The sequence below is a fragment of the Herbaspirillum sp. SJZ107 genome, assembly GCF_006715485.1.
Taxonomy (GTDB): Bacteria; Pseudomonadota; Gammaproteobacteria; order Burkholderiales; family Burkholderiaceae_D; genus Telluria.
Genome location: NZ_VFNH01000001.1, coordinates 789,191 through 814,033 on the forward strand (window position 1 = coordinate 789,191; position 24,843 = coordinate 814,033).

23 protein-coding genes are annotated in these 24,843 nt (G+C 66.1%); 15 read left to right on the forward strand and 8 right to left on the reverse strand.

Annotated features, from left to right (window positions below; genetic code table 11):
• Positions 1 to 45 precede the first annotated feature (45 nt).
• From FBX97_RS03545 to FBX97_RS29470, 4 genes are all read right to left on the reverse strand, one after another.
• Entirely contained in the window at positions 46 to 1,335 is a 1,290-nt protein-coding gene (locus FBX97_RS03545) for a cytochrome c (protein ID WP_141828847.1), read from the reverse strand.
• Positions 1,332 to 2,135 carry a c-type cytochrome gene (locus tag FBX97_RS03550; protein ID WP_141828848.1) on the reverse strand — a complete coding sequence of 268 codons (804 nt, stop codon included), beginning with the start codon at positions 2,133 to 2,135 and terminating at the stop codon, positions 1,332 to 1,334. The genes FBX97_RS03545 and FBX97_RS03550 overlap by 4 nt, the downstream gene beginning before the upstream one ends.
• A gap of 54 nt (positions 2,136 to 2,189) precedes the next feature.
• On the reverse strand, positions 2,190 to 2,585 hold the full coding sequence (locus tag FBX97_RS03555) for a cytochrome c family protein (RefSeq protein WP_141828849.1): 396 nt from the start codon (positions 2,583 to 2,585) through the stop codon (positions 2,190 to 2,192).
• Positions 2,586 to 2,726: 141 nt separating this feature from the next.
• Positions 2,727 to 2,867 (reverse strand): hypothetical protein, encoded by a 141-nt coding sequence (locus tag FBX97_RS29470; protein ID WP_185748457.1) that lies wholly within the window; start codon positions 2,865 to 2,867, stop codon positions 2,727 to 2,729.
• 213 nt (positions 2,868 to 3,080) lie between these two features.
• On the opposite strand from FBX97_RS29470, the gene FBX97_RS03560 reads away from it, so the two are divergent.
• The 4 genes from FBX97_RS03560 (at position 3,081) to FBX97_RS03570 (ending at position 4,929) form a co-directional block, all read left to right on the forward strand.
• Positions 3,081 to 3,692 (forward strand): hypothetical protein, encoded by a 612-nt coding sequence (locus tag FBX97_RS03560; protein WP_141828850.1) that lies wholly within the window; start codon positions 3,081 to 3,083, stop codon positions 3,690 to 3,692.
• A gap of 85 nt (positions 3,693 to 3,777) precedes the next feature.
• A complete protein-coding gene (locus FBX97_RS29475; RefSeq protein ID WP_185748458.1) occupies positions 3,778 to 4,002 on the forward strand; it encodes a hypothetical protein in 225 nt (74 codons plus the stop codon).
• Positions 4,003 to 4,030: 28 nt separating this feature from the next.
• Positions 4,031 to 4,459, forward strand: coding sequence for a hypothetical protein (locus FBX97_RS03565; RefSeq protein ID WP_141828851.1), 429 nt, complete (start codon positions 4,031 to 4,033; stop codon positions 4,457 to 4,459).
• Positions 4,460 to 4,575: 116 nt separating this feature from the next.
• A complete protein-coding gene (locus tag FBX97_RS03570; protein ID WP_141828852.1) occupies positions 4,576 to 4,929 on the forward strand; it encodes a hypothetical protein in 354 nt (117 codons plus the stop codon).
• 25 nt (positions 4,930 to 4,954) lie between these two features.
• Here the strand turns inward: FBX97_RS03570 and FBX97_RS03575 are convergent, their stop codons facing one another.
• Both FBX97_RS03575 and FBX97_RS29480 read right to left on the reverse strand, forming a co-directional pair.
• Positions 4,955 to 5,608, reverse strand: a complete 654-nt coding sequence (locus FBX97_RS03575; protein ID WP_141828853.1) for a 3'-5' exonuclease — start codon at positions 5,606 to 5,608, stop codon at positions 4,955 to 4,957.
• A gap of 23 nt (positions 5,609 to 5,631) precedes the next feature.
• The gene (locus FBX97_RS29480) at positions 5,632 to 6,009 is read right to left on the reverse strand and encodes a ProQ/FINO family protein (protein WP_185748530.1); all 378 of its coding nucleotides are present in this window, start codon (positions 6,007 to 6,009) and stop codon (positions 5,632 to 5,634) included.
• Positions 6,010 to 7,187: 1,178 nt separating this feature from the next.
• Here FBX97_RS29480 and rpoD point away from each other — a divergent pair.
• Positions 7,188 to 9,653: an RNA polymerase sigma factor RpoD gene (gene rpoD / locus FBX97_RS03585; protein WP_370457195.1), complete on the forward strand. Its 2,466-nt coding sequence runs from the start codon at positions 7,188 to 7,190 to the stop codon at positions 9,651 to 9,653.
• A gap of 38 nt (positions 9,654 to 9,691) precedes the next feature.
• Here the strand turns inward: rpoD and FBX97_RS29485 are convergent, their stop codons facing one another.
• Entirely contained in the window at positions 9,692 to 9,838 is a 147-nt protein-coding gene (locus FBX97_RS29485; RefSeq protein WP_185748459.1) for a hypothetical protein, read from the reverse strand.
• Between the two features lie 57 nt (positions 9,839 to 9,895).
• Between FBX97_RS29485 and FBX97_RS03590 the strand changes: the two genes are divergently transcribed.
• The 5 genes from FBX97_RS03590 (at position 9,896) to FBX97_RS03610 (ending at position 16,831) form a co-directional block, all read left to right on the forward strand.
• Positions 9,896 to 11,764, forward strand: coding sequence for a methyl-accepting chemotaxis protein (locus FBX97_RS03590; RefSeq protein ID WP_141828855.1), 1,869 nt, complete (start codon positions 9,896 to 9,898; stop codon positions 11,762 to 11,764).
• 196 nt (positions 11,765 to 11,960) lie between these two features.
• Complete coding sequence (locus tag FBX97_RS03595) at positions 11,961 to 12,689, forward strand: gluconate 2-dehydrogenase subunit 3 family protein (protein WP_141828856.1); 729 nt, start codon at positions 11,961 to 11,963, stop codon at positions 12,687 to 12,689.
• Positions 12,690 to 12,708: 19 nt separating this feature from the next.
• Positions 12,709 to 14,484 carry a GMC family oxidoreductase gene (locus FBX97_RS03600; protein ID WP_141828857.1) on the forward strand — a complete coding sequence of 592 codons (1,776 nt, stop codon included), beginning with the start codon at positions 12,709 to 12,711 and terminating at the stop codon, positions 14,482 to 14,484.
• A gap of 21 nt (positions 14,485 to 14,505) precedes the next feature.
• Positions 14,506 to 15,885, forward strand: a complete 1,380-nt coding sequence (locus FBX97_RS03605; protein ID WP_255517277.1) for a cytochrome c — start codon at positions 14,506 to 14,508, stop codon at positions 15,883 to 15,885.
• 139 nt (positions 15,886 to 16,024) lie between these two features.
• Positions 16,025 to 16,831, forward strand: coding sequence for a transporter (locus tag FBX97_RS03610; RefSeq protein ID WP_141828858.1), 807 nt, complete (start codon positions 16,025 to 16,027; stop codon positions 16,829 to 16,831).
• Between the two features lie 48 nt (positions 16,832 to 16,879).
• On the opposite strand, the gene ppc is transcribed toward FBX97_RS03610, so the two are convergent.
• On the reverse strand, positions 16,880 to 19,723 hold the full coding sequence (gene ppc / locus FBX97_RS03615; RefSeq protein ID WP_141828859.1) for a phosphoenolpyruvate carboxylase: 2,844 nt from the start codon (positions 19,721 to 19,723) through the stop codon (positions 16,880 to 16,882).
• Positions 19,724 to 19,875: 152 nt separating this feature from the next.
• On the opposite strand from ppc, the gene hemC reads away from it, so the two are divergent.
• The 5 genes from hemC (at position 19,876) to ppa (ending at position 24,773) form a co-directional block, all read left to right on the forward strand.
• Positions 19,876 to 20,859: a hydroxymethylbilane synthase gene (gene hemC / locus FBX97_RS03620; protein ID WP_141828860.1), complete on the forward strand. Its 984-nt coding sequence runs from the start codon at positions 19,876 to 19,878 to the stop codon at positions 20,857 to 20,859.
• Positions 20,801 to 21,694, forward strand: a complete 894-nt coding sequence (locus FBX97_RS03625) for a uroporphyrinogen-III synthase (protein WP_255517278.1) — start codon at positions 20,801 to 20,803, stop codon at positions 21,692 to 21,694. Before hemC ends, FBX97_RS03625 begins: the two co-directional genes overlap by 59 nt.
• A gap of 2 nt (positions 21,695 to 21,696) precedes the next feature.
• Positions 21,697 to 22,890: a uroporphyrinogen-III C-methyltransferase gene (locus tag FBX97_RS03630; RefSeq protein WP_141830846.1), complete on the forward strand. Its 1,194-nt coding sequence runs from the start codon at positions 21,697 to 21,699 to the stop codon at positions 22,888 to 22,890.
• A gap of 9 nt (positions 22,891 to 22,899) precedes the next feature.
• Positions 22,900 to 24,096, forward strand: a complete 1,197-nt coding sequence (locus FBX97_RS03635) for a heme biosynthesis protein HemY (protein WP_141828861.1) — start codon at positions 22,900 to 22,902, stop codon at positions 24,094 to 24,096.
• A gap of 140 nt (positions 24,097 to 24,236) precedes the next feature.
• Positions 24,237 to 24,773 carry an inorganic diphosphatase gene (ppa, locus tag FBX97_RS03640; RefSeq protein ID WP_141828862.1) on the forward strand — a complete coding sequence of 179 codons (537 nt, stop codon included), beginning with the start codon at positions 24,237 to 24,239 and terminating at the stop codon, positions 24,771 to 24,773.
• Positions 24,774 to 24,843 lie beyond the last annotated feature (70 nt).

Sequence of the window (24,843 nt, forward strand, 5' to 3'; positions counted from 1 at the left end):
GCTGCAGCCGGCAGTGCGCCTGCGCGCCCGGGCCAGCCGGCGCGCTCAGTCCAGCGGCACCGCGCGATAGCGGTTGACCTGCGCCGCCGTCACTTCCGGCGCCGCATTGCCCCAGCTGGCGCGCACGTAACTGATCACCGCGGCGGCTTCGGCATCGTTCAGCACCGGACTGAAAGGCGGCATGCCGTAGGGCCGCGGATTGCCCGCGGTCGACGGCGGAAAGCCGCCGCTGAGCACGATGCGGATCGCGTTGACGGGTTCCGTCATCGTCAGCGCGCGGTTGCCGGCCAGCGGTGGATACACCTTGCCGTTGCCGCCGCCATTGGCGCCGTGGCAGTCGGCGCAGTGTGTCTCGTACAACTGGCCGCCGAGCTTCATGGCCGCTTCGTTCGGCGGCGCGGCCGGCGCCGCCTCGTCGCGGTCCGCGGGCAGCGATTTCAGGTACAGCGCCATGGCGCGCAGGTCGGGTTCGGACAGGTACTGCAGGCTCTGCTGGACCACTTCCGCCATCGGCCCATAGACAGCACCCTGAGCGGCACCCTGGGGCGAAACCCCGGTGCGCAGCAGCTGCACGATGTGCGGCACTTCCCACTCGCCGAGTCCGGCTTCGCGGCTCGCCGTCAGCGACGGCGCGTACCAGCCGCTGACCGGGATCAGGCCGCCGGACAGGCCACCGCCGCTGCCGCCCAGCAGGTTGCGCTTGCTGTGGCAGGCGCTGCAATGGCCCAGGCCTTCGACCAGGTAGGCGCCGCGGTTCCACGCCGCCGGCCGGGCCTGGTCGACAGGCTGGACGCCGGGACGGAAATACAGCAGGCGCCAGCCGGCCAGGGCCAGCTGGCTATCGTACGGAAAACGTAGCGCGTGCGGCCGGTTCGGCTGGCGCACCGGGGCCAGGCTGCGCAGCCAGGCGAACAGGGCGTCGGCATCGTCGCGCGTGACCCGGGTCGTGTGGTTGTAGGGAAAGGCGGGATACAGCAGGCGTCCGTCGCGGCCGATGCCGTTGTGCAGCGCGTTCCAGAAATCGTCGGCGCTCCAGGCACCGAGGCCGGTGGCCGGGTCCGGCGTCAGGTTGGGGCCGTACAGGCGGCCGAACGGGGTGTCGAGCGCGCGGCCGCCGGCATACGCCGCGCCGCCGCGCGCGGTATGGCAGCCGATGCAGTCGCCGGCGCGCGCCAGGTAGGCGCCGCGGGCGATGTTGTCCGGCGTCGCCGCCCAGGCCTGGGGCGAGCGCGCCGGAATGAATTCGGCGCGCGGCCAGGCGGCCACGGCCCAGGCCAGCGCGGCCAGCAGCAGCGCCAGCAGCACGATGCCCAGCCGTATGAGTGCGCGCCTCATCGCGCCTGCTCGCGCGCCTGGGTGAACGCCGCCTGCTGCGCGCTGCCGCAGGCCAGCGGCAAGGGCTGCGGGCCGGCAGCTTGCGGGGCCGGGTCCGCCGGCTGCGGTTCGCTCGCCAGCCAGGCCGAGACCGCGGCGACGTCGGCCAGCGACAGGCGCGCCGCGATCGTCCCCATGCAGTCGGGCGCGTGGGCGCGGCGGCTGCCGTTGCGCCAGGCGCCGAACTGGGCGTTGATGTAGTCGCGCGGCAGCCCGAGCAGGCCGGGAATGGCGGGCACGGTGCCGGTCAGGCGCTGGCCATGGCAGGCGATGCAGGCCGGCACCTTCAGCGCCGTGTCGCCCTGCGTCACCAGCTGGCGGCCGCGCGCCAGTTCGGCCGCCGGCAGGGCGGCGCGGTCGAGCGGCGTTGCCGCCAGGTGCTGCGCCGCGAAATGATCGGCGATCTCGCGCAGGTACTCGTCCGACAGCGGCGTGACCATCCAGGTCATCAGCGGATACTGGCGCCGGCCTTCGCGGAAATTGAGCAACTGGTGATACAGGTAACCGGCGGGCTTGCCGGCGATGCGCGGGAAATAGCGGCGTTCGTCGCGCGGCGGCGGCTTGCCGGGGTCACCGTGGCACGAGGTGCAGGCCACGAGGCGCCGGGCCAGCGTATCCGGTACCGGAGCTGGCACGGGAGCAGGTGCGTGGGCAGATGCGGGCGCCGGCTGGCCCGCAGCCGTCGCGGCCGGTATCAGGCTCAGGCTCGGGCTCAGGCAATACAGCAGGACGATCGGCGCACATCGAAACGCAGCCCGCATGGCGACTCCCGGAATGGCGGAGTTCGCATCATACTTTGTTTTGTTGCAATGTGGTCAATGCGCGTCCTGGAAGCTGCGCAGGTAGGCCAGCAGCGCCCGCATCTCGTGCTCATTGCCGATGCCCCAGAAGCGCATCTTGGTGCCGGGCATCGCCTTGTCCGGATTGGCGAGGAAGCGGGCCAGGGTCTGCTCGTCCCAGACGATGCCGGATGCCTTCATGGCCGGCGAATAGGCGAAGTCGGCGGTGGCGCCGGCGCGGCGTCCGAACAGCCCGTTCAGCTGCGGGCCGAAGCCGCCGCGGGCATTGGCGCCGACCTGGTGGCAGGAGGCGCACTGGCGGAACACGGTGGCCCCGTCGACCGGTTTATCTGCGCGGGAGCAGCCTTGCAGGACGGCCAGAAAGGCGAACAGGGGAAACAGATGGCGGACGAGGAGGCAATGCGCTTTCATCCTCCGAGTATAAGCGGGCTAGCGGTGTCTGCTGGCTCCTTTGGAACGCCGATAAAGCCCTGTTGTTGTCCTGGAGCTAACAACGGCGTACACTGAGCCGTTCGGCGACGCGTCTGGCATAAGCCGTCTGGAAGGACCAGCTCAGCGAGTACGCGACGCGCAGCGCCGGGTCGCCAGCAGACGTTCAAGTTCCATCCTTTGTTCCATTGATTCCTGGATGAGAATCTCGGCGGACCGGGAATCGCCGATGATAAATTTCCAAAATGCCTGCAGACGTTTCATGATGCCGGTTGTGGTTTGCAACGAAATCGCAATCCTATTTCCTTAGGGTATTACCAGTCGGTGTGCCAACGCACATTACAATGACATCAAGAAATATTTATTCGTTCTCAATGATGAACCTCGGGTTTTTCGGCAGTGGGCTATCGGCCAGAGCGGACTGGCGCGAGCTGGTCTCACTTACCCTCTTCTTGAAGTTCAAACATCACGGATCAGATGAAACTGATGAAGAAAAATGATCTATTCAAATTCGATCTCAATCAGTCCAGGCGCGACAAGTTTATAGGCATAAAGGTCGCTCGTTTTTTACTCGGCTTAGCCGCGATTGGCCTCGCCAGTGACATTTGCGCTCAAACAGTTCCACTGGAGCCATCAGCCTTTACCGAATACGTGGCAACAGCCGTGCGACGCGAGGTTGGCGACACCGTGGTGAGCGCGCGCGCGCCGTTGCATCTCTCCATAGGCGAACTTGATGGGCAGCTCGATCGCATTCTGGCGTATTGCCGCTCCAACAGCGCTGGATGCGATGGCCAGGTTCAGCAGTTTGCGAAAGCTGCAGGCGATATCGTACGAGAGAAAAATGCACCGATCGATCCGACGGCAGTACAACTTGTAGTGCGTTCGGACGCGTATGTCCAACGTATGCAGGCGTCCCTCGGTACGAATGCCCCCCAGTTGCAGGCGAGGCCATTGGTTGCCGGCCTGATGGTGGTTGCAATACTCGATACCCCGCGCGCTATTCGACCGCTCACTGAACGCGATCTGAAGAAACTCGGTAAGTCGCAGGATGACTTATTTGCATTGGCAGCGATAAATTCTGACAAATAGTCTACAACCTTTGTCCGAGTCGGCGAAACCTGTAGCGGCCGGCCAGATTGGATATACCAAACCGAGTTTCGGCGAGGTCGGGCGCGTGGCCCTGCCTGCGCAATGGACGTCGCTTGCGCAAGCCCAGCATGGGGAACTGATCATCGCCTTACCGACGACGGATCAGGTCTTGTATATCTCCGAATCGACGGACGTTGCACGCGACGCATTACGCGCGCTATCGCGCAAGCTTGCATCGCATTCATCAGCAGCATTGGCGCCCGACACGCTTTTGAAGTGGACAGCCGAGGGGTGGGAAACGCTCAAGTAAGACACAACGATACAGGATGGAGAAACCGATGAAATATGATGACGCTAGCTGGCATGCCGGCGGCGACTTTCCCAAAGAGCTGCCACCAGAGGCTGGTGCGACCCACATCGGCATGTTTGCGGCTTGGTGCATGCTGAACGGACTCAATGGGGAACTGCACGAGGTGGAATTCGCAGCCGATTTGCAGCGTCTGCAGCAGCGTGAAGTCACTCCTGGCGCTTGGTTTATTGCTGTCTGTGACGGGAAGCTAGTCGACGAAGACTTGAATGACGAAGGCAATGACTTTGCCAAAAGCTACTACAACGACGCTCAGCCAAACTATCTGAGCGACCTGACCAGGGCAGTCGGTGATCGCCTTCCGAGTCCATATCATCTTCCCGACACTTGGGATGTCTATGATCAACTTGCGCCACTGCTCACGTTCCGGTACCGGGAATGGACACAACAGGCCAGTTAGCGCATTCGTGAGCGGCCGAGTTCGGCATGATTTGGGAAGGTCTGCAATGGGTAGCCGGACCCAGGAGTAAAGCAAACCGAGGTCTATTCAGACCCCTGTTGAGGAAGATCTGCCCCATGAAAAAATTTCGCCATCATGAGTATTTTGCGAAGCCGAAGGTCGTACAGGCCTATCGCTTCCCATTCGTCTGCCTTTCCTGCCGCAAGTCGTTTAAGTTTCCTTCGGCTATACGTGAGCGTCACTGCCCGCAATGTGCAGGGACGATGGTCATGTTGAGTCGGAAGTTCTCGGCGCCAAAATGCAAGGATCTGGCGCAATGGGCAAAGGTCCGATTCCTCATCGAACATGGATTTCGTTTTTATCCTGTTTTCGATCCTTGCGCAGGCGGCATGGTCGCCACCAGGTATCCCGACACGCTGCAACAGGCGAAGTGGTTTGTGCAGCGCTATGCTTCTCAGCGGGCACGCTGATGCGCTGATCTCGCGCCGCCAATCGTCAGTCTTTCGCGGCCTTGGTGTGGGCAGCTGCCGGCGCCGCCGGCTGCGCCCGCCAGTGGCGGTAGATCCGCAGCGCCACGTGGGCATCGTCGGCCGCGTACAGGATCTGCTTGTCGCTCAGGCGCGGCAGCGACCAGTTGGTGGTGGTGATCTTGCGCGATTTCTGCAGGCGCTGGCCGAAGAAGCGCTCGACCGCGGTCTTCGCGCCCCAGGCGTTGCGCTCGCCGCGGCGCAGGGCGGTGGAGAGGTCGAGCACGTTGCGGGTGTCGATGCCGAGCTTGGCGCGCAGGCGGCGCAGGTCGTCGCCCAGGCCGAAGCCGACTTTCAGGATCGTTTCCGATTCCAGTATCGCGCGCAATACCGGCACGATGTGCGCGCCGGACGGCGCCGGCTCGCCATCAGCCGGCGCACGCACGCCGGCAATCTGGAACAGCCAGGCGTGCTCGTCGGTCGCCAGCTGCACCAGGTGCGGGCCGGTCGAGACCTCGCCTTTCTGGAAGGTCGGCTTCGATTCGGTATCGAAGCCGACCGTGTCGGACACCGCCAGCGCCGCCAGGGCGGCGTCGGCATCGGCGCGCGTGCGCACCAGGCGCACGTCGGCCAGCTGCAGGCCCTGGTAGGGCGGCAGCGCGTCGTCCAGGGCTTCGCTCATGGGCTTCGTACGCCGGGCCTGGCTTAACGGCGCGAGAATTTCGACGCCAGCTGTTCCAGCTTTTCCTGGCGCTTGCGGTCGGCTTCTTCCTTCACGGCCAGTTCGCGTTCGGCCTTCTTGCGCTCGGCTTCTTTCTTGAAGCGTTCCTGCAGCAGTTCCTTGGCGTGCTGGCGGTGGGTGTCGGTGACTTCGGCGCCCGGATTGCCGTCGAGGTCGTAACGCACGGTGGCCTTTTCCATCGCGCGCAGGTAGCGCATCGAGCCGGTATGGATGCCGAGCGCGGCGCGCATGGTCTTGCGGTTCAGGCCGGGCATCTTGGCCAGCACCTGCTTGTCGATGCCGATCGCCAGCGGCAGGCAGTCGCGGAAGGCCTTGAACTGCTGCTGCAGCTGCTTCAGCAGTGCGCGCGGGGATTGCGCGTCGGCGCCCGGCGCATCAGCGCCCGGCGCATCGGCGCTGCCGGGTGCTGCGGTGGCCGGCTGCGCGGCGGACCCGGTGTCAGGCTGCGGTGCGGAAGTGCCGGTATCAGGGGCACCGGTATCGGACGTCGGTGCAGGGGACGTACCGGTTGCTGCGTTTTCGGTGGCCTCGTTGGACTCGGCGACAGGACTCATCGTATTCATTGACTTCATGGTAAGAACAAGAAGCGGAAGGATAGCATGGCCGGCGCTCCGTTGTGCCGCTCAGCCGTGTCACGGAAGGTTTTTTAGCGGAAATGACCACCATTTCACATCCAGCGAACGGGCACGGGGCCGGGAAATCGTGTATGATCCGCCCCTTTCCTTGCGTCGGACTTGCGCCGACGCAGACTGGCCGGAGGGCGAAGAGCGGGCCGGGGAAGTATGCGAAATTCTTATATCCCTTATCGGATATGGTAATTGGCAAGTAAACTTTCTCGCATGCATAATGTGCCTGTCTCCTCTATTCTCCTCTGGAAAATAGATTTCAAGCCCGTTGCCTGACGGGCTTTTTTTCGTTCTGACATGCTAGACCGCGATCTCGACATCACCACGTTCCGCCCCAGTCCACCGTCCCCGTCCGGCGCCGCCTCCTTGCGCGCCGCAGGCCGATTGGCGGGCGCGATGCCGCGGGGTGCTTGATTTTCGGCCTAATCGCCCTTAGGTAGGGCCATCCCGTTATCCCTTCCCAAGGCCCGCGTTGCGGGCCCGGTGGATTATTGACTTCGCAGGCGCGCACTTCGCCTCGACTGGAGAAAAGTTTTATGAAAAACACCGCCAAGACCTTGACACTGACAGCGAAGAAAGCGCCGGCGAAGAGCACGGCCCAGCTGTCCGTGCCGAAAACCGCGACCTCCTACTTCCTCGAAACGGAAGTGGCGGCCGGCGCACCGGCGGCCAAGGTGACGGTGGTTAAAACGCGTTCGCGCCTGGCATCGCTGAAGGCGGCCCAGGCCGAGCAGGCGAACGAGGCGGCACAAGTGGGCCAGGCAGCGCAAGCGGCGCAACTCGAGCCGGAACAATTCGACCAGGCTGCGGCGGCAGGTGCCGAAGCGGCCGACGCGGTCGTACCGGTGCTGGCCGCAACCGAATCCAGCCTGCCTGCCGACGAAGTCGAGACCGTGGCCGACCCGATCGCCGCGCCGGCCCCGGCCGCCGCAGCCACCACCCCGGCCGTCCCGGAAGTCACCCAGATCGTGACCCCGCACGCGGCCGTGGCCGCCGACGCTTCCGACCCGATCCCGACGCCGACGGCACCCGCCGCGCAGCCGGTGATCGTGCGCAAGCGCGTGTCGAAGCTGGCCGCTCTGAAGGCGGCCGAACCGGCAGCGGCATCGGCACCTGAGCCGGCCGCACCGGTCGTGGAAGCCGCACCGGCCGCAGCCGAGGCGCCGGCCGCGCGCGTGGTCCGCACCCGCACCGCGCGCCGCGTCGAGCCGGGCACCACTGCCGCATCGAGCGCCCCGACCGGCACCGTCAGCACCACCACCGACGCTGCCACCCTGGCCGCGATCGACACCTCCGGCTACACGCTGCCGGGCGTGAAAGTGCCGGGCCGCCGCGGCCGCAAGCCGAGCGAGTTCACGCCGGAGAACGACGAGATCGCCGCACTGAACGCGGTCGAGCGTGCCGAACTGAAGGCGGCCTCCAAGCTGCGCGAGCGCAAGGCCAAGGGTATCTCGGGCATCCTCGGTGCCGAGCAGGGTTTCTCCGGCGAAGAGCTGGAAAAGCGCCGTACCCAGCTGAAGAACCTGATCAACATGGGCAAGGAGCGTGGCTACCTGACCCATGCGGAGATCAACGACCACCTGCCGGAAAACATCATCGATCCGGAAGCGATCGAAGGCATCATCGCGACCTTCAACGACATGGGCATCGCCGTCTACGAGCGCGCCCCGGAAGCCGAAATGATGCTGCTGTCGGACGCCGTCGTCACGCCGACCAGCGAGGACGAAGTCGAGGCCGCCGCCGCGACCGCGCTGTCGACGGTCGACTCCGACTTCGGCCGCACCACCGACCCGGTCCGCATGTACATGCGTGAAATGGGCGCGGTGTCGCTGCTGACGCGCGAAGGCGAGATCGCGATCGCCAAGCGCATCGAGGAAGGCCTGAAGGACATGGTGCAGGCGATCTCGGCCTGCCCGGTGACGATCTCGGAAATCATCGCGCTGTCGCACAAGATCGCCAGCGACGAGCTGAAGATCGACGACGTGGTGGACGGTTTCGTCGACCTGAACGAAGGTTCGTCGGCGCCGGCGCCGGCCGCTGCAGCGTCGTCCGATGACGACGAGGAAGAAGACGTCGAAGTCGAAGAAGAGGAAGAGGGCGAGTCGGGCGGCAGTGCCGCTGCCGGCTACTCGGCCGAACAGCTGGCAGCACTGCGTAAGAGCGCGCTGGAAAAGTTCTCGACCATCGAAAAGCACTTCGACAAGATGGGCCACGCGTTCAAGACCCACGGCTACGGTTCGCTGCAGTACCTGGCGGCCCAGGACGTGATCACCACCGAGCTGCTCGGTATCCGCTTCACCGCGAAGATCGTGGAAAAGCTGTGCGACACGCTGCGCGGCCAGATGGACGAAGTGCGTTCGATCGAGCGCGCCGTGCTGGATATCTGCGTCAACCGCTGCGGCATGCCGCGCGCCCACTTCATCAAGGTGTTCCCGGGCAACGAGACCGACCTCGAGTGGGTGCAGCGCGAAGTCGACTGCGCGTATCCGTACAGCGCCGTGCTGTCGCGTAACGCGCCGGCGATCATGGAACTGCAGCGCCGCATGATCGACCTGCAGGCACGCGTCGCGCTGCCGCTGGCCGACCTGCGCAAGATCAACAAGCAGATGGCTGCAGGCGAAAAGCGTGCGCGTACCGCGAAGCGCGAAATGACCGTGGCCAACCTGCGCCTGGTGATCTCGATCGCCAAGAAGTACATCAACCGCGGTTTGCAGTTCCTCGACCTGATCCAGGAAGGCAATATCGGCCTGCTGAAGGCCGTGGACAAGTTCGAGTACCGCCGTGGCTACAAGTTCTCGACCTACGCGACGTGGTGGATCCGCCAGGCGATCACGCGTTCGATCGCCGACATGGCCCGCACCATCCGCGTGCCGGTGCACATGATCGAGACGATCAACAAGATGAACCGCATCTCGCGCCAGATCATGCAGGAAACCGGCACCGAGCCGGACATGGCGACGCTGGCGGCCAAGATGGAGATGCCGGAATCGAAGGTGCGCGAGATCATGAAGATCGCGAAAGAGCCGATTTCGATGGAAACCCCGATGGGCGAGGACGGCGATTCGCAGCTGGGCGACTTCATCGAGGACAACGCGACCCTGGCGCCGCTGGAAGCCGCGATGCACGCCTCGATGCGCGGCGTGATCAAGGAAGTGCTGGATTCGCTGACCCCGCGCGAAGCCAAGGTCCTGCGCATGCGCTACGGCGTCGAGATGTCGAACGACCACACGCTGGAAGAGGTCGGCAAGCAGTTCGACGTGACCCGCGAGCGTATCCGCCAGATCGAAGCCAAGGCGATGAGCAAGCTGCGCCAGCCGTCGCGCTCGGACAAGCTGAAGACTTTCCTGCAGAACCAGTAATTCCGGGCGAACCAGCCGTCATGCCGCTTGACCATCGGTCAGGCGGCATTTTTTTTGTCGACAACGGTGCATTTCGGCAGATCTGCAACAATGTCGGGATGTTCAGTAACTTGCCGGACGGCATAAGTTGACGCCGCCATGCGGGGCAGGGAAGATGCTGCATTGCAATAAATGCGTGCTCCCATCTCATTTTCCCGATGCCTGCCTATTTTCTCCGCCGTTCGTCGATCAAGACGAAGCTCATGCTCAGCATGGCCGCCTGCCTGCTGCTGTTTCTCCTGATTTCCTCGGCGCTCAGCGTGATGCTGACCGCGCGCAGCCTGCGTGCGCGCGCTGTCAACCAGGAGCTGCCGGCCGTGGTCGGCGAAATCCGCAACGACGTTTTGCGCCAGATCAGCGTACCGCTCGCGGCAGCGCAGGCGATTGCCGGCAATGTCTACCTGCATGCCTGGGAGCGCGAGGGCTTGCCCGACACCGGACTCGATGCATGGCGCGCCTATGCCGCCCGGGTCAAGGCCGACAACAAGGCGGCCACCGTGTTCTGGGCCTCGGCGTCGACCCTCAAATTCATGGATGAGAGCGGCTTGAGCTACATGCTGGACAAGGCCAATCCGCGCGACGCCTGGATGAGCAGCTTTCTCGGCGGCGGCCGGCCGTACGAGCTGAACATGAATCCGGATCCGAAGACCGGCGAGTTGAAGCTGTTCATCAACACGCGCGCCGATGCCGGCGCCGGCAAGCTTGCGGTGACGGGCATCGGCCTGTCGATCGAGGCGCTGGGCCAGGCCGTGCGCGCCTACAAGGTGGGGGCGTCCGGCCACGTCTACCTGGTGCGCGAGGACGGCACCATCCTGCTGCACCGCGACGCGGCGCGCGCCGACGGCAAGCACAAGCTGCAGGACCAGCCCGGCTTCACGTCCGCGCTGGCAGCGCAGTTGCTTGGCAAGGCACCATTCGCACACGGCGAGCTGGCGTCGGAGCAGGGCAGCCTGATCGTCGCTTCTTCGCCGATTCCGCAGCTCGGCCTGTATGTCGTCGCTGAAGTGCCGGAGCGTGAAGTGCTGGGCGACCTGGCGCGCTCGGCCACCATCGCCGCGCTGGCAGCCGGTGTCGTCGGCGGCGGCATCGGCTTGCTGGTGGTGTTCCTGGTCAGCCGCGCGATCGCCGCCCCGGTGGCGCGTGCCGCCACGATGCTGGGCGAGATCGCCGACGGCAACGGCGACCTGACGCGCCGCATGCCGGTGGAATCGGAAGACGAGGTCGGCAAGCTGGCGCTTGCCTTCAATCGTTTCGTGTCGTCCCTGAACCGGACCATGAACGAGGTGCGCGACAGCACGCACGCCATCGCCGGCGCTTCGGCGGAAATCGCGACCGGGAACCTGAACCTGTCGAGCCGGACCGAGGCCCAGGCATCGAGCCTCGAGGAAACCGCCGCCGCCATGGAAGAGCTGACCTCGACGGTACGCCAGAACGCGGAAAATGCGCGCCAGGCCAACCTGCTGGTGAGCAGCGCCAGCGGCCAGGCCGAGCAGGGCGGCCGGGTGGTGGGGCAGGTGGTGGCGACGATGGGGGAGATCACCGATAGCTCGCGCAAGATCGCCGACATCATCGGTGTGATCGACGGCATCGCTTTCCAGACCAATATCCTGGCCCTGAATGCCGCCGTCGAGGCGGCACGCGCAGGCGAGCAGGGGCGCGGGTTCGCGGTCGTCGCCAGCGAGGTGCGCAACCTGGCCCAGCGCTCGGCCGCGGCGGCCAGGGAAATCAAGGCCCTGATCCAGGATTCCGTCGTCAAGGTCGAGGCCGGCGCGAAACTGGTGGACGATGCCGGCGCCGCCATGACCGGCATCGTGCAGGCGGTGCAACGCGTCGCCGGGCTGATGGGCGAGATCGATGCCGCCAGCAGCGAACAGAGCCAGGGGATCGGCCAGGTCAACCAGTCGATCGCGACCATGGACGACGTCACCCAGCAGAACGCCGCGCTGGTAGAGGAGGCCGCCGCCGCCGCGGCCGCCCTGGAAGACCAGGCCGAGCAGCTTTCCCGGATCGTGGCCGAGTTCAAACTCGAAGACGTGGCGCGTGTCCAAGCCTTGCCGGCACCGATACGGTAAGCCGCGGACACGGCCCGCGTGATTATTGGTGTGATTTGTCAATCGGAAATTACACGAATTTGTTGCATCCATGCCATAGAGATTTGTTGCTGTCATGTATCTCTATGCGTTTAGTAGAAATTTCCTATTAGAATCATGCACTTTTCCGTCCCGCCTGTCCCGGCGTACGGCCCCTCTCATCGCTAGAGAACCCATAATGTCTGACGATCAACAATCCCAGTCGCGTCGCCGGCTGATCAAGAGTCTGGTATTCATGCCGATGGCGGCCGGTGCCGCCGGTGCCATCCATGGCGGCATCAACAGTGCCGGTGCCGCCGCCACGGTCGCCCCGGAAGGCAAGCCCGACGCCTACTCCCCGAAATATTTCACGCCCGACGAGTGGCGCTTCCTTGGTGCCGCCGTCGACCGCCTGATCCCGCACGACGAGCACGGCCCGGGTGCGATCGAACTCGGCGTGCTCGAATTCCTCGACCGCCACATGCAGACGCCGTACGCGGCGGGCAGCATCTGGTACCTGCAGGGTCCGTACTTCGAGGCGGCGCCGGAATTCGGTTACCAGGGCAAGCTGCCGCTGAAGGACATCCTGCGCGTCGGCATCCGTGCCTTCGACAAGCACGCCGTCAACAATTTCGGCGGTAAGAAATTCGCCGACCTCGACCACAAGCAGCAGGAAGCGCTGCTCAAGGACGCCGAAGGCGGCAAGCTGAAGTTCGACGACATCTCGTCCAAGATCTTCTTCGCCAACCTGCTGGCCGAGGTGCGCAACGGCTACTTCGCCGACCCTATCCATGGCGGCAACAAGGGCATGGGCGCGTGGAAGATGATCGGTTACCCGGGCATGCGCGCCGACTACCTCGACTGGGTCGAGGTGCGCGACAAACCGTATCCGATCGGACCGGTGGACCTGAGCGGCCGCCGAGGCTAAAGGCAAGGAATCAGAGAAAATGGCAATCGTAAAATCTAAAGTAGATGCCGTGATCGTCGGCGCCGGCTGGACCGGTGCGATCATGGCCAAGGAACTCACCGACCAGGGCCTGACCGTGGTCTGCCTGGAACGCGGCCCCGACCGCGACACCGTGCCCGACTTCGCCTACCCGCGCGTGGTCGACGAACTCGAAGGCTCGGTGCACCGCAAGTACCTGCAATCGCTGTCCCAGGAAACCCTGACCATCCGCCACGGCGTCAACGACACCGCGGTCCCGTACCGCCAGATGGGCTCGTTCAAGCCGGGCACCGGCGTCGGCGGTGCCGGCAGCCACTGGTCGGGCGCACACTTCCGCCCGCTGCCGGAAGACTTCACCGCCCGCAGCAGCCTGGAACAGCGCTTCGGCAAGAAGTTCATCCCGGCCAACATGACGATCCAGGACTTCCCGGTCACCTACGAGGAACTGGAAGCTTCGCTCGACCACTTCGAATACGTGTGCGGCACCTCGGGCAAGGCCGGCAACATCAAGGGCCAGATCATCGAAGGCGGCAACCCCTTCGAAGGCGCGCGCACGCGCGACTACCCGCTCGGTCCGAACCCGAACTACCTGGGCGCCGAGCTGTTCTACAAGGCCGCCAAGGAGATGGGCTACCACGCCTATCCGATCCCGGCATCGAACGCGTCCGCCCCCTACATCAACCCCTACGGCTGCCAGATGGGCCCGTGCAATGCCTGCGGCTTCTGCTCGGACTACGGCTGCCTGAACTACTCCAAGGCCAGCCCGAACGCCAACATCTGGCCGGTGGTCCGCGGGCGCAAGAACTTCGAGATGCGTACCCACGCCCAGGTCATGAAGGTGAACCTGGACGCCGACAAGAAAAAGGCGACCGGCGTCACCTACCTGGATGCCCAGGGCCGCGAAACCGAGCAGCCGGCGGACATCGTCCTGCTGTGCGCGTTCTCGTACATGAACGTGCACCTGATGCTGCTGTCGGAAATCGGCACCCCGTACGACCCGGTGACCAAGACCGGCACCATCGGCCGCAACTACTCGTACCAGAACCTGAACCGCGTCCAGCTGTTCTTCGACGAGAGCGTGCAGGCCAACCCGTTCATCGGCATCGGCGGCGCCGGCGCCACCTTCGACGACCTGAACGGCAAGCAGAACGACCCGACCAAGTCCGGCTTCATCGGCGGCGGCATCGTGTGGGCGCGCCAGCCGGGTTCCGGTCCGGTGCGCGGCATCTCGACCGCGCCTGGCGTGCCGAACTGGGGCAGCGGCTGGAAGAAGGGCGTCAAGGAAGCCTTCCGCCATTCGTTCTACTACGAAGTGCAGGGTTCCTGCATGTCCTACGACGATGCCTACCTGAGCCTGGACCCGAACTACAAGGACGGTTTCGGCCGCCCGATGCTGCGCATGACCTTCGACTGGCACGACAACGAGATCAAGGCTTCGCAATTCCTGGTGGACAAGGCCCAGGAAATGAGCAAGGTCCTGAACCCGCTGGCGATGAAGGGCGATGCCAAGAAGGACGGCACGCACTACAACATCACCCAGTACCAGTCGACCCACACCTGCGGCGGCGCCATCATGGGCAAGGACCCGAAGACCTCGGCGCTGAACAAGTACCTGCAGTCGTGGGACGTCTCCAACGTGTTCGCGCCGGGCGCCAATGCCTTCCCGCAGAACAACGGCTACAACCCGACCGGACTGGTCGGCGGCCTGGCCTACTGGTGCGCCAAGGCGATCCGTGAGCAGTACCTGAAGAACCCGGGCCCGCTGGTGCAGGCGTAAGCGTACGAGGACACAAAAACAATGACAATGAGCTCCAAGAAGAAAGCCCTGCTCGCCGTGGTCGCGGTGGGCGTGATCGCGGTCGGCGGTGCCTTCGCGTATGCGACGGCGCCGAGCCAGACGCGCGCGATTCCCGAGGCGGCAGCATCGGCCGGCCTGAACGACCCCGCCCTGATCGAGGCCGGCCGCTACGTCGCGGTGGCCTCCGACTGTATCGCCTGCCACACGGCGCCAAACGGCAAGCAGTTCGCCGGCGGCCGCGCGATCGCTTCGCCGATCGGCAACATGTACTCGACCAACATCACGCCGGACAAGACCACCGGTATCGGCGCCTACAGCCTGAACGAGTTCGACCGCGCCGTACGCCACGGCATCCGCCAGGACGGCACTTCGCTGTACCCGGCGATGCCGTACCCGTCGTACGCGAAGATGAGCGACCAGGACGTGCGCGCCCTGTACGCCTACTTCATGCACGGCGTCGAGCCGGTCAAGGCCGACAACCACGCCAACGACATCACCTGGCCGCTGTCGATCCGCTGGCCGATGGCGATCTGGCGCAAGACCTTCGCGCCGGCCGACATGGCCCCGCTGAACCTGACCAAGTACCAGAGCGAGCAGCTGGCGCGCGGCGCCTACCTGGTGCAGGGCGCCGGCCACTGCGGCAGCTGCCACACCCCGCGTTCGGCAACCATGCAGGAGCAGGGCCTGGACGAGTCGAGCAAGGCCTACCTGGCCGGCGGTCCGCTGATCGACGGCTGGCTGGCCGCCAACCTGCGCGGCGACAAGGCCGATGGCCTCGGGTCGTGGTCCGAGCAGGACATCGTCGACACGCTGAAGACCGGCCGCAACAAGACCACCGCGGTGGTCGGCGGTCCGATGAACGACGTGGTCGCGCACAGCATGCAGCACATGAGCGACACCGACCTGCATGCGATCGCGGCCTACCTGAAGTCGCTGCCGGCCAGCGGCACTGCCAAGGCGACCTTCACGGCCAGCGACGACACGGCGAAAGCCTTGCGCGCCGGCCATGACGAAACCCGCGGCGCCCAGCTCTACCTGGACAACTGCGCGGCCTGCCACCGCACCGACGGCAAGTCGAACGCCATCACCTTCCCGGCACTGCCGGGCAACCCGACGGTGCTGGCCGACGACCCGGCTTCGCTGATCCGCCTGGTGCTGGCCGGCAGCCGCCTGCCGTCGACCAAGGAGCGTCCGTCGGACCTGGCGATGCCGGGCTTCGCGTGGCGCCTGTCGGATGACGAGACCGCGCAGCTGGTGACCTTCGTGCGCCAGAGCTGGGGCAACCACGCGCCGGCCGCCACGGCGTCGGAAGTGGCCAAGGTGCGCAAGGAACTGCAGAAGGATGGTGGACTATCGGCCGACAAGGGCAACACCCACTGACAATAACGACCCCGGCCACCGGGCGATATTGAAAAAGGCGAGGCCGAAAGGTCTCGCCTTTTTTCTTGCATGCGAAGCGAATTGGCATCGCGGCGCGGACTGGTGGATACTGGCGCTTTCCAGTCGAATTCCTACCGAGATGCCAGTTTCGCGCTTTTCCCTGTTTTCCCTGGCTGTGCTGTCCAGCCTGAGCCTGTCGGGTGCGGCCCATGCGGCCGATGACGACACCATCGTCACCGACCGCCCCGGCGTCGCCGAATCGAGCAAGGTGGTCGGCAAGGGCCGCGTCCAGCTCGAAACCAGCGTCGCCTGGGAACGCCAGCGCGACGACGCGCTGCACAGCCGTACGCTCACCACGCCGAGCCTGCTGCGCGTCGGCCTCGGCGACACGCTCGAGCTGCGCATCGAGACCGATGGCCGCACGATCGAACACGACGTCGATCCGGCGAGCGGCGCGCATGCGATTTCGGCCGGCTGGGCCGACACCGAACTCGGTCTCAAGTGGCATGTGGCCGACCAGCAGGGCAGCCATCCCTCGCTGGGCTGGCTGCTGCATGCCGCGCTGCCGAGCGGCAGCCACGACTTCAAGGGCCATGGGGTGCGGCCCTCGCTGCGCCTGGCGGCAGAATGGGAACTGCCGGGCGATTATTCGCTGGGCCTGCTGCCTGGCGTCGGCAGCGATTCGGACGACAACGGCAGCCGCTACGGCTACGGCGTGTTCGCCGCCAACCTGGGCAAGGATTTCGGCGACCATGCGCACGGCTTCGTCGAACTGGCGGCGCCGCAGATCGCCCATGCGGCGCACGGCGGCACCCAGCTGCTGTTCGATACCGGCATGAGCTATACAGTGAACCGCGACTGCCAGGTCGACTTTGCCGTCACCCATGGCCTGAACCACCGCACGCCGGACCTCGGCTTCGCCTTCGGCCTGTCGCTGCGCATCTAAGCCTGCCGGGCAGGCAGGGCGCCTGGCGCGCCCTGCCTGTTTCCTACATCAACCCGTATTGCGCAGGCCCGCCGCCACGCCGTTGATCGACAGGTGGATGCCGCGGTGCACCCGCTCGTCGATCTTGTCCGGATCGCCGGCCGCCGCGCGGTGGCGCTGGATCAGTTCCACCTGCAGGTGATTCAGCGGATCGAGGTAGGCGAAGCGGTTCTGGATCGAGCGCGCCAGCAGCGGGTTGCCGACCAGGCGCTCCTCGTTGCCGGTGACGTCTTCCAGGCAGCGCAGGGTCTGGTTGTACTCGTCCGAGATGCGCGCGAAGATGCGCTCGCGCAGTTCGACGTCCGGCACCAGTTCCGCATAGCGCGAGGCGATCGCGAGGTCGGTCTTGGCCAGCACCATGTCCATGTTCGAGAGCAGGGCAGCAAAGAACGGCCACTCTTTCGCCATGGCGCGCAGCAGGGCCAGGCGTTCGTCGCGCGTGCCTTCGCCGCCGCCGTCGCCGAGCCAGCCCGAGACCGCGGCGCCGAAGCCGAACCAGCCCGGCAGCAGCAGGCGGCACTGGCCCCACGAGAAGCCCCACGGGATCGCGCGCAGGTCTTCGATGCGGCGGGTCGACTTGCGCGAGGCCGGGCGCGAACCGAGGTTCAGCTCCGCGATCTCGGCGATCGGGGTGGCGGCGAAGAAGTAGTCGGTGAAGCCCGGGGTCTCGTACACCAGGTTGCGGTAGGCTTTATAGGCGCGCTGCGACAGCTCGGCCATCACGTCTTCGAAGCGCTGGAATTGCTCGACCTGCGCAGCGTCCTCGCCATGCGGCATCAGGCTGGCTTCCAGCGTGGCCGCGACCAGCAGCTCGAGGTTGCGGCGCCCGATTTCCGGGTTCGAGAATTTCGAGGAGATGATCTCGCCCTGTTCGGTCAGGCGGATCTGGCCGTTGACGGTACCCGGCGGCTGCGCCAGGATCGCGTCGTAGGTCGGGCCGCCGCCGCGGCCGACGGTGCCGCCGCGGCCGTGGAACAGGCGCAGCTTGACCTTGGCGTCGGCGAACACCTGCACCAGTTTCAGTTCGGCCTGGTACAGCTCCCAGGTCGAGGTCAGGATGCCGCCGTCCTTGTTCGAATCCGAATAGCCCAGCATGACTTCCTGCAGGCGGCCCTGGCCGTCGATCAGCTTGGTTACCAGCGGCAGCGCCATCCACTCGGCCATGATGCCGGCGGCGCGCTGCAGGTCGGGGATGGTCTCGAACAGCGGGATCACCATCACGTCGTGGCGGCCTTCGCGCGGGTGCAGCAGGCCGGTTTCCTTCTGCAGCAACAGCACTTCGAGCAGGTCGGACACGGTCTCGGTGTGCGAGATGATGTAGTTGCGGATCGCGCGGGCGCCGTAGCGCTGGCGGATCTCGCGCGCGGCGCGCAGCACGCCCAGTTCGGACTCGGCTTCGTCGGAATAGCTCTCGTAGGGGGTGTACAGCAAGCGTGGCTGGGCCAGCTCGTCGAGCAGCAGTTTCACCTTGGCCGCTTCATCGAGCGCCGCGTAATCGGCCTGCACGCCCGCGCGCGCGAACAGCTCGGCCAGCACGCGCTCGTGCACGTCCGAACTCTGGCGCATGTCGAGCGAGGCAAGATGGAAACCGAAGATCAGCGCCGCGCGCATCAGGCCCTGCAGGCGCGGCTTGACCAGGATCGCGCCGAAGTGCGTTTCCAGCGACTCGGCCACGACCTGCAGCTCGGCGTGGAATTCCTGCGGATCGCGGTAGGGCTCGGCGTGGCCGACTTCCTTGCGCAGGATGTTGGAGGCGCCCAGTTCGCGCGCGGTCGAGGCCAGGCGCGCATAAATGCCGATCAGGGCGCGGCGGTAGGGCTCGTCCTTGCGGTGCGGCGAATGGTCGGGCGAGGCGTCGGCCAGCGCCAGCAGGTGCTGGCTGGCCGGCACCAAGAGGGTCGAGGGCGACAGTTCGGCGCCCAGCGCATGCACTTCGTCGAGATAGAAATCGAAGGCGGTGGTGGCCTGGCGCACCAGCGCGCGCTGCATGGTGGCGGCGTTGACGTTCGGGTTGCCGTCGCGGTCGCCGCCGATCCAGCTGCCCATCTGCATGAAGGCAGCATCCTGCAGGGTCGCCGGATCGCTGCCGAAGTGCTCGGCCAGCTCGTCGCCGATGTCGTCGTACAGGGCCGGCAGCTCGCGCAGGAAGGTCATGCGGTAGTAGGACAGGGCGTTCTCGATCTCGTCGGCCACGGTCAGCTTTTCGTAGCGCAGCATGCGCGTCTGCCACAGCGTGGCGATGCGCGCCTGCAGCAGCTGCAGGTTGCGCTTGGCTTCCTTCGGCGTCTGCGGCAGGTCGCGCTCGGCCAGCAGGCGTGCGATGTCGTGCTCGGCGTCGAGGATGCTCTTGCGCTGGACTTCGGTCGGGTGGGCGGTCAGCACCGGCGAGATCAGCGCGTCGCGCATGAAGGTCTCGACGGTCTCGCGGCCGACGCCGGCATCCTTGATGCGCTCCAGCGCAAACGCCACCGTCGACGCATGCGGCTGGGCGCCGCGCAGCATGTGGGCGCGGCGGCGGCGGATGTGGTGCTGGTCTTCGGCGATGTTGGCCAGGTGCGAGAAATAGGAAAACGCGCGCACCACCGAGTTGGCCTGCTCGCGCGACAGCTTGTGCAGCAGCGTGGTGAGTTCGGCGCCGGCCTGCGGGTCGTCCCAGCGGCGGAAGCGCACGGCGGTCTGGCGCACGGTCTCGACCACGTTGAAGACTTCCTCGCCTTCCTGGGCGCGCACGACGTCGCCGAGCAGGCGGCCGAGCAGGCGGATGTCTTCCTTCAGCGGTTCGTCCTTGTCGGCGCCAGCCGGGGCCGCGGTGTGTTGGGTTGCTTCCAGATCAAGTGCAGCAGGTTTGTCCATTATCGAGCACAGTTTTAGATTGTTCGGAACAGCGGATGGGCAACTTAAAGTACAAGGGTCGCATGCTAAAATTTGTGATCTCAAGCAGGCGCCCGCCGGCGCTGGCCGATCCGGCCACAACGACAGTGAAAGAATCCGTTTTGAACTCTACGATGACGCAGCGCGCTTTGGCAAAACTACCAGCGAAACTCATTATCGCATCGCGTGAAAGCCGCCTGGCCATGTGGCAGGCCACGCACGTGCGCGACCGCCTCGCGGCATTATATCCGCAGTGTCAGATCGACATCCTCGGCATGACCACCCGCGGCGACCAGATCCTCGACAAGACCCTGTCCAAGGTCGGCGGCAAGGGCTTGTTCGTCAAGGAACTCGAAGTCGCGCTGGCCGAAGGCCGCGCCGACCTGGCGGTGCACTCGCTCAAGGACGTGCCGATGGATTTGCCGGACGGTTTCTTGCTGTCCACCGTGCTCGAGCGCGAAGACCCGCGCGACGCCTTCGTCTCCAACGACTACGACAGCCTGGCCACGCTGCCGGCCGGCAGCATCGTCGGCACCAGCAGCCTGCGCCGCCAGTCCCTGATCGCGGCGCGCTACCCGCAACTGGTGATCAAGCCGCTGCGCGGCAACCTCGACACCCGCCTGGGCAAGCTCGACCGTGGCGAATACGCCGCCATCATCCTTGCCGCCGCCGGCCTCAAGCGCCTGGGCCTGGAGCGCCGCATCCGCGCCTATCTGTCGCCCGAAGACAGCCTGCCGGCCGCCGGCCAGGGCGCGATGGCGATCGAGATCGTCGCCGGCGAACGCAGCGACGGCGTCGACCTGGCCGCGCTGCTGTCGCCGCTGAACCACGAGGCGACCCTGCATGCGGTCATGGCCGAGCGCAAGGTCTCGAAGATGTTCGGTGCCAGCTGCCAGATCCCATTGGCGGCGCACGCGACTGTCGATGGCACGGAATTGCACCTGCGCGCCATGGTGGCGACGCCGGACGGGCGCCGCAACGCCTTCGCCGAGGCATCCGGCCCGGCGGCGCTGCCGGAAGCGCTGGGCGAACAGGTGGCGCGCCTGCTCGAGCAGCAGGATGCCGCCGGCATCCTGGCCGAGTGCCGTCTCGACGCGGCCGCTGCCGGCGATGCCTGAGGTGGCGACCGGGGCCGGGATCGATGCCGGCGTGCCGGCCGCACCGGCTTTGTCCGCCTTGCCGCCTGCCGACAGCCCGGCCGTGGTGATCACCCGGCCGCGGCGCCAGGCCGAAGGTCTGGCCGCCGCCGTGGCGGCCCTCGGGCGGCGGCCGGTGATCCTGCCGCTGCTCGACATCGAACCGATCGACGACCAGCACGGCCTGGCGCAGCGCCTGGCCTGCCTTGAGGCGTACGCGCTGGTCGCCTTCGTCTCGCCCAACGCGGTCGACGCCGCCTTTGCCCACATCGCGCGCTGGCCCGACGGCGTGGCGATCGCGGTGGTGGGCGAGGGCAGCCGTGCGGCCCTGGTCCGGCATGGCGTCGACGACGGCCGGGTGCCGATCCACTGCCCGCGCGATCCGGCGCGCAGCGATTCCGAACATTTGCTGCAGGCACTCGACCTGGCGCTGCTGGCCGGCCGCCGCGTGCTGGTGGTGCGCGGCGACGGCGGCCGCGAACTGCTGCCCGACGCCTTGCGCGCGGCCGGCTGCACGGTCGAGACCTTGACCGCCTACCGGCGCGCGCTGCCACGCCTGGACGCGGCGCTGACGGCAACGCTGGCGGAGCTGCTGGCCACGCCGAACGACTGGATCGTGACCAGTTCGGAAGCGCTGCGCGGACTGGTCGCCATGGTCTCGGCCTTTGGCGATCCGGCAAGTGTGGCAAGATTGCAACGCCAGCACCTGATCGTGCCCCACGCCAGAATCGCGGAAACCGCAAGGGCACTGGGTTTCGGCGCGGTGACGCTCACCGGCTCGGGCGACGAGCGTTTGCTTGCCGCGTTACAATCATGAGCATGAACGAATTGCCGAATAATCCAGAGAAACCGAACATGGGCGCCCCGCTGGCGCCGGAGACGTATCCTGCGCCGGCCCCCGCTGCCGGCCCGGCCGTGGAACCGCGCGTGCCCGAGGCGCCGTCCGGCCTGGGCGGTCTGCTGAACAAGCCGCAGAACCTGGCCATCGTGGCGCTGGCGGTGCTGCTGGCCCTGCAGACCTGGTCGACCCACACCCGTTTCAACAAGCTGCGCGAAGAAGTTGCGCGCACGCTGCAGAAGGACAACGCCTCGAACGCGGAGACCGCGCAGCTGGTGCGCGACACCCAGGAAACCGCCAAGGAACTGCAGGTCAAGGTGGGCGTGCTGGAAAGCCGCCAGAGCGAATCCCAGAGCCAGCAGGCGGCGCTGCAACAGATGTACCAGGACATCTCGAAGAACCGCGACGAATGGGCGCTGTCCGAGATCGAGCAGGTGCTGTCCACCGCCAGCCAGCAGCTGCAGCTGGCCGGCAATGTGCAGGGCGCGTTGATCGCGCTGCAGAATGCCGACCGCTCGCTGTCGCGCTCGGACAAGCCGCAATTCATCACCATCCGCCGCGCCATCGCACGCGACATCGAGAAGCTGAAGGCGCTGCCCTCGGTCGACCAGGCCGGCATCGCGCTGCGCCTGGATAACGTGATCGGCCAGATCGACAACCTGCCGCTGCTGGCCGACGAAAAGCCGGCCGAGCCGCAGGCACCACGCCGGGTGGCAGCGGCCCATGGCGCCGCCGGCGGTGGCGGTGGCGGTGGCAAGGCTGCCGGCGCGGCGCCGGTGCCGCAGGAACTGGGTCTGGGCCAGCGCGTGACCGAGACCTGGCGCAACTGGAGCCAGGAGATGTGGGACGACATCCGCCAGCTGATCCGGGTGCGCACCGTAGCGACGCCGGAAGCGCTGATGCTGTCGCCGAGCGAATCGTATTTCGTGCGCGAAAACCTCAAGCTGCGCCTGCTGAACGCGCGCCTGGCGCTGCTGTCGCGCAACGAGGGCACTTTCCGCGACGACATCGGCACCGCCCAGGAGATGCTGGTCAAGTACTTCGACGCGCGCGCCCGCTCGACCATCGCCGCGCAGTCGATGCTGCGCCAGGTGCAGGCCAACAACGTGTCGATCGACGTACCGGACCTGTCGGAGAGCCTGAACGCCGTGCGCAATTACAAATCCAAGTCCTGAGTCCCGACGATGCGCTTACTCCTCTGGTTAGTCGCCCTGATGGCCGCGGCGATCGGCATCGCCGTGACCGCGCGCTTCAACCCCGGCAACGTGGTGTTCTTCTACCCGCCGCACCGGATCGATTTGTCGCTCAACCTGTTCGTGGTGCTGGCGGTGCTGCTGTTCCTGCTGGTCTACGGCCTGGTGCGGGCGGTGCGCGCCACCCTCGGGATGCCGAAGCAGGTGGCGGCCTACCGTTTCCGCAAGCGCGAGCGTGAAGCCAACCGTGGCCTGCGCGACGCCCTGAAAGCCCTGTTCGAAGGGCGCTTCGGCCACGCCGAGAAGGCCGCGATGCGGGCAGCCGAGCTGCCCGAGAATGCCGGGCTGGCGGCGCTGATCGGCGCCCGCGCCGCCCACCGCATGCGCGAACCGGCGCGGCGCGACGCCTGGCTGGCCGGCATCGTCCACGACACCAATCTCAAGACCGCGCGCCTGATGACGGTCACCGAGCTGCTGGTCGACGAGCACAAGCCGGAAGCCGCGCTGGAAGCGGTGGCGGAACTCAACGCCAGCGGCCAGCGCCACATCCACGCGCTGCAGTGGGCGATGAAGGCCAACCAGCAGGCGCGCAACTGGCCCGAAGTGCTGCGCCTGGTGCGCACCCTCGACAAGCGCAACGCCCTGCATCCGGCACTGTCCGCACGCCTGCGCGAGATGGCCTACGAGTCGCTGCTGTCCGAAGGCGGCATGGATGCCGAATCGGTCCGCCGCATGTGGGCCGGTGTGCCCGCCACCGACCGCCTGCAGCCGGCGATCGCGGCGCGCGCGGCCACCGCCTTCAATGCGCGCGGCCTGCACGACGAGGCGCGCCTGATCGTCGAGGATGCGCTCAAGGCCGGCTGGGACGAGCGCGTGGTGCGTGCCTACCGCGACGCCGCCGGCCCGGAAGGCTCGCCCACGCTGCTGGCCCAGATCGAGAAATGCGAAGCCTGGCTGCGCGCCCATCCGAACGACGCCGAGCTGGCGCTGACCCTCGGCTCGCTGTGCCTGCGCCAGAAACTGTGGGGCAAGGCCCAGCGCTACCTGGAAGGCGCACTGTCGGATGCGGTCGATAGTGCGCTGGTGCGCGAGACCCATTTGAAGCTGGCCCAGCTGCACGAAGCGCTGGGACAGCAGGAAGAGGCGAACCGCCATTACCGCCTGTGCGCGCTGGCGGACCTGGTGTGAGCTGCTGCGCGGCAAAAGCACCGTCCTGCCGCGGCCGGCGCGGCTGGCGGGCTTGTGCGGCGCACAAGCCTGGTGCGATTCGCTATAATGCCCCCTTTATTGTTTTCCCAGCAACCGACTCCCAGTAAACAAGGACTAGCATGAGCCTGAATAACGTCAACGCCGGCCGCGATGTGCCGAACGATTTCAACGTCGTCATCGAAATCCCGATGAATGCCGATCCGGTCAAGTATGAAGTGGACAAGGAATCGGGCGCGATCTTCGTCGACCGCTTCATGGGCACCGCCATGCACTACCCGTGCAACTATGGCTACATCCCGGACACCGTCGCCGACGACGGCGACCCGTGCGACGTGCTGGTCATCACCCCGTTCGCCCTGATCCCGGGCGTGGTAGTGCGCTGCCGCGTGCTGGGCGTGCTGAAGATGACCGACGAAGCCGGCGGCGACTCCAAGATCCTGGCCGTGCCGGTCGAAAAGCTGCTGCCGCTGTACAGCAACCTGCAAAAGGTCGAGGACGTTCCGGAACTGACCCTGCGCCAGATCCAGCACTTCTTCGAACACTACAAGGACCTGGAAAAAGGCAAGTGGGTCAAGGTCGAAGGCTGGGAAGGCCCGGAAGCCGCCAAGCAGGAAATCCTGAACGGCGTCGCGGCTTTCAACAAGTCGAAGCAGTAATTTGCACTGCGCGCAGCCGTAACGCGCGCCTGGAAGGGCCGGCTCCTTGTGGGGACCGGCCCTTTTGTTT

Bases quoted from the DNA above. Each gene is read 5' to 3' on its own strand.
- FBX97_RS03545 (WP_141828847.1), bottom strand. From the start codon at position 1,335: ATGAGGCGCGCACTCATACGGCTGGGCATCGTGCTGCTGGCGCTGCTG.
- FBX97_RS03550 (WP_141828848.1), bottom strand. From the start codon at position 2,135: ATGCGGGCTGCGTTTCGATGTGCGCCGATCGTCCTGCTGTATTGCCTG.
- FBX97_RS03555 (WP_141828849.1), bottom strand. From the start codon at position 2,585: ATGAAAGCGCATTGCCTCCTCGTCCGCCATCTGTTTCCCCTGTTCGCC.
- FBX97_RS29470 (WP_185748457.1), bottom strand. From the start codon at position 2,867: ATGAAACGTCTGCAGGCATTTTGGAAATTTATCATCGGCGATTCCCGG.
- FBX97_RS03560 (WP_141828850.1), top strand. From the start codon at position 3,081: ATGAAACTGATGAAGAAAAATGATCTATTCAAATTCGATCTCAATCAG.
- FBX97_RS03565 (WP_141828851.1), top strand. From the start codon at position 4,031: ATGAAATATGATGACGCTAGCTGGCATGCCGGCGGCGACTTTCCCAAA.
- FBX97_RS03570 (WP_141828852.1), top strand. From the start codon at position 4,576: ATGAAAAAATTTCGCCATCATGAGTATTTTGCGAAGCCGAAGGTCGTA.
- FBX97_RS03575 (WP_141828853.1), bottom strand. From the start codon at position 5,608: ATGAGCGAAGCCCTGGACGACGCGCTGCCGCCCTACCAGGGCCTGCAG.
- FBX97_RS29485 (WP_185748459.1), bottom strand. From the start codon at position 9,838: ATGGGAGCACGCATTTATTGCAATGCAGCATCTTCCCTGCCCCGCATG.
- FBX97_RS03590 (WP_141828855.1), top strand. From the start codon at position 9,896: ATGCTCAGCATGGCCGCCTGCCTGCTGCTGTTTCTCCTGATTTCCTCG.
- FBX97_RS03595 (WP_141828856.1), top strand. From the start codon at position 11,961: ATGTCTGACGATCAACAATCCCAGTCGCGTCGCCGGCTGATCAAGAGT.
- FBX97_RS03600 (WP_141828857.1), top strand. From the start codon at position 12,709: ATGGCAATCGTAAAATCTAAAGTAGATGCCGTGATCGTCGGCGCCGGC.
- FBX97_RS03605 (WP_255517277.1), top strand. From the start codon at position 14,506: ATGACAATGAGCTCCAAGAAGAAAGCCCTGCTCGCCGTGGTCGCGGTG.
- FBX97_RS03610 (WP_141828858.1), top strand. From the start codon at position 16,025: ATGCCAGTTTCGCGCTTTTCCCTGTTTTCCCTGGCTGTGCTGTCCAGC.
- ppc (WP_141828859.1), bottom strand. From the start codon at position 19,723: ATGGACAAACCTGCTGCACTTGATCTGGAAGCAACCCAACACACCGCG.
- hemC (WP_141828860.1), top strand. From the start codon at position 19,876: ATGACGCAGCGCGCTTTGGCAAAACTACCAGCGAAACTCATTATCGCA.
- FBX97_RS03625 (WP_255517278.1), top strand. From the start codon at position 20,801: ATGCCGCCGGCATCCTGGCCGAGTGCCGTCTCGACGCGGCCGCTGCCG.
- FBX97_RS03630 (WP_141830846.1), top strand. From the start codon at position 21,697: ATGAACGAATTGCCGAATAATCCAGAGAAACCGAACATGGGCGCCCCG.
- FBX97_RS03635 (WP_141828861.1), top strand. From the start codon at position 22,900: ATGCGCTTACTCCTCTGGTTAGTCGCCCTGATGGCCGCGGCGATCGGC.
- ppa (WP_141828862.1), top strand. From the start codon at position 24,237: ATGAGCCTGAATAACGTCAACGCCGGCCGCGATGTGCCGAACGATTTC.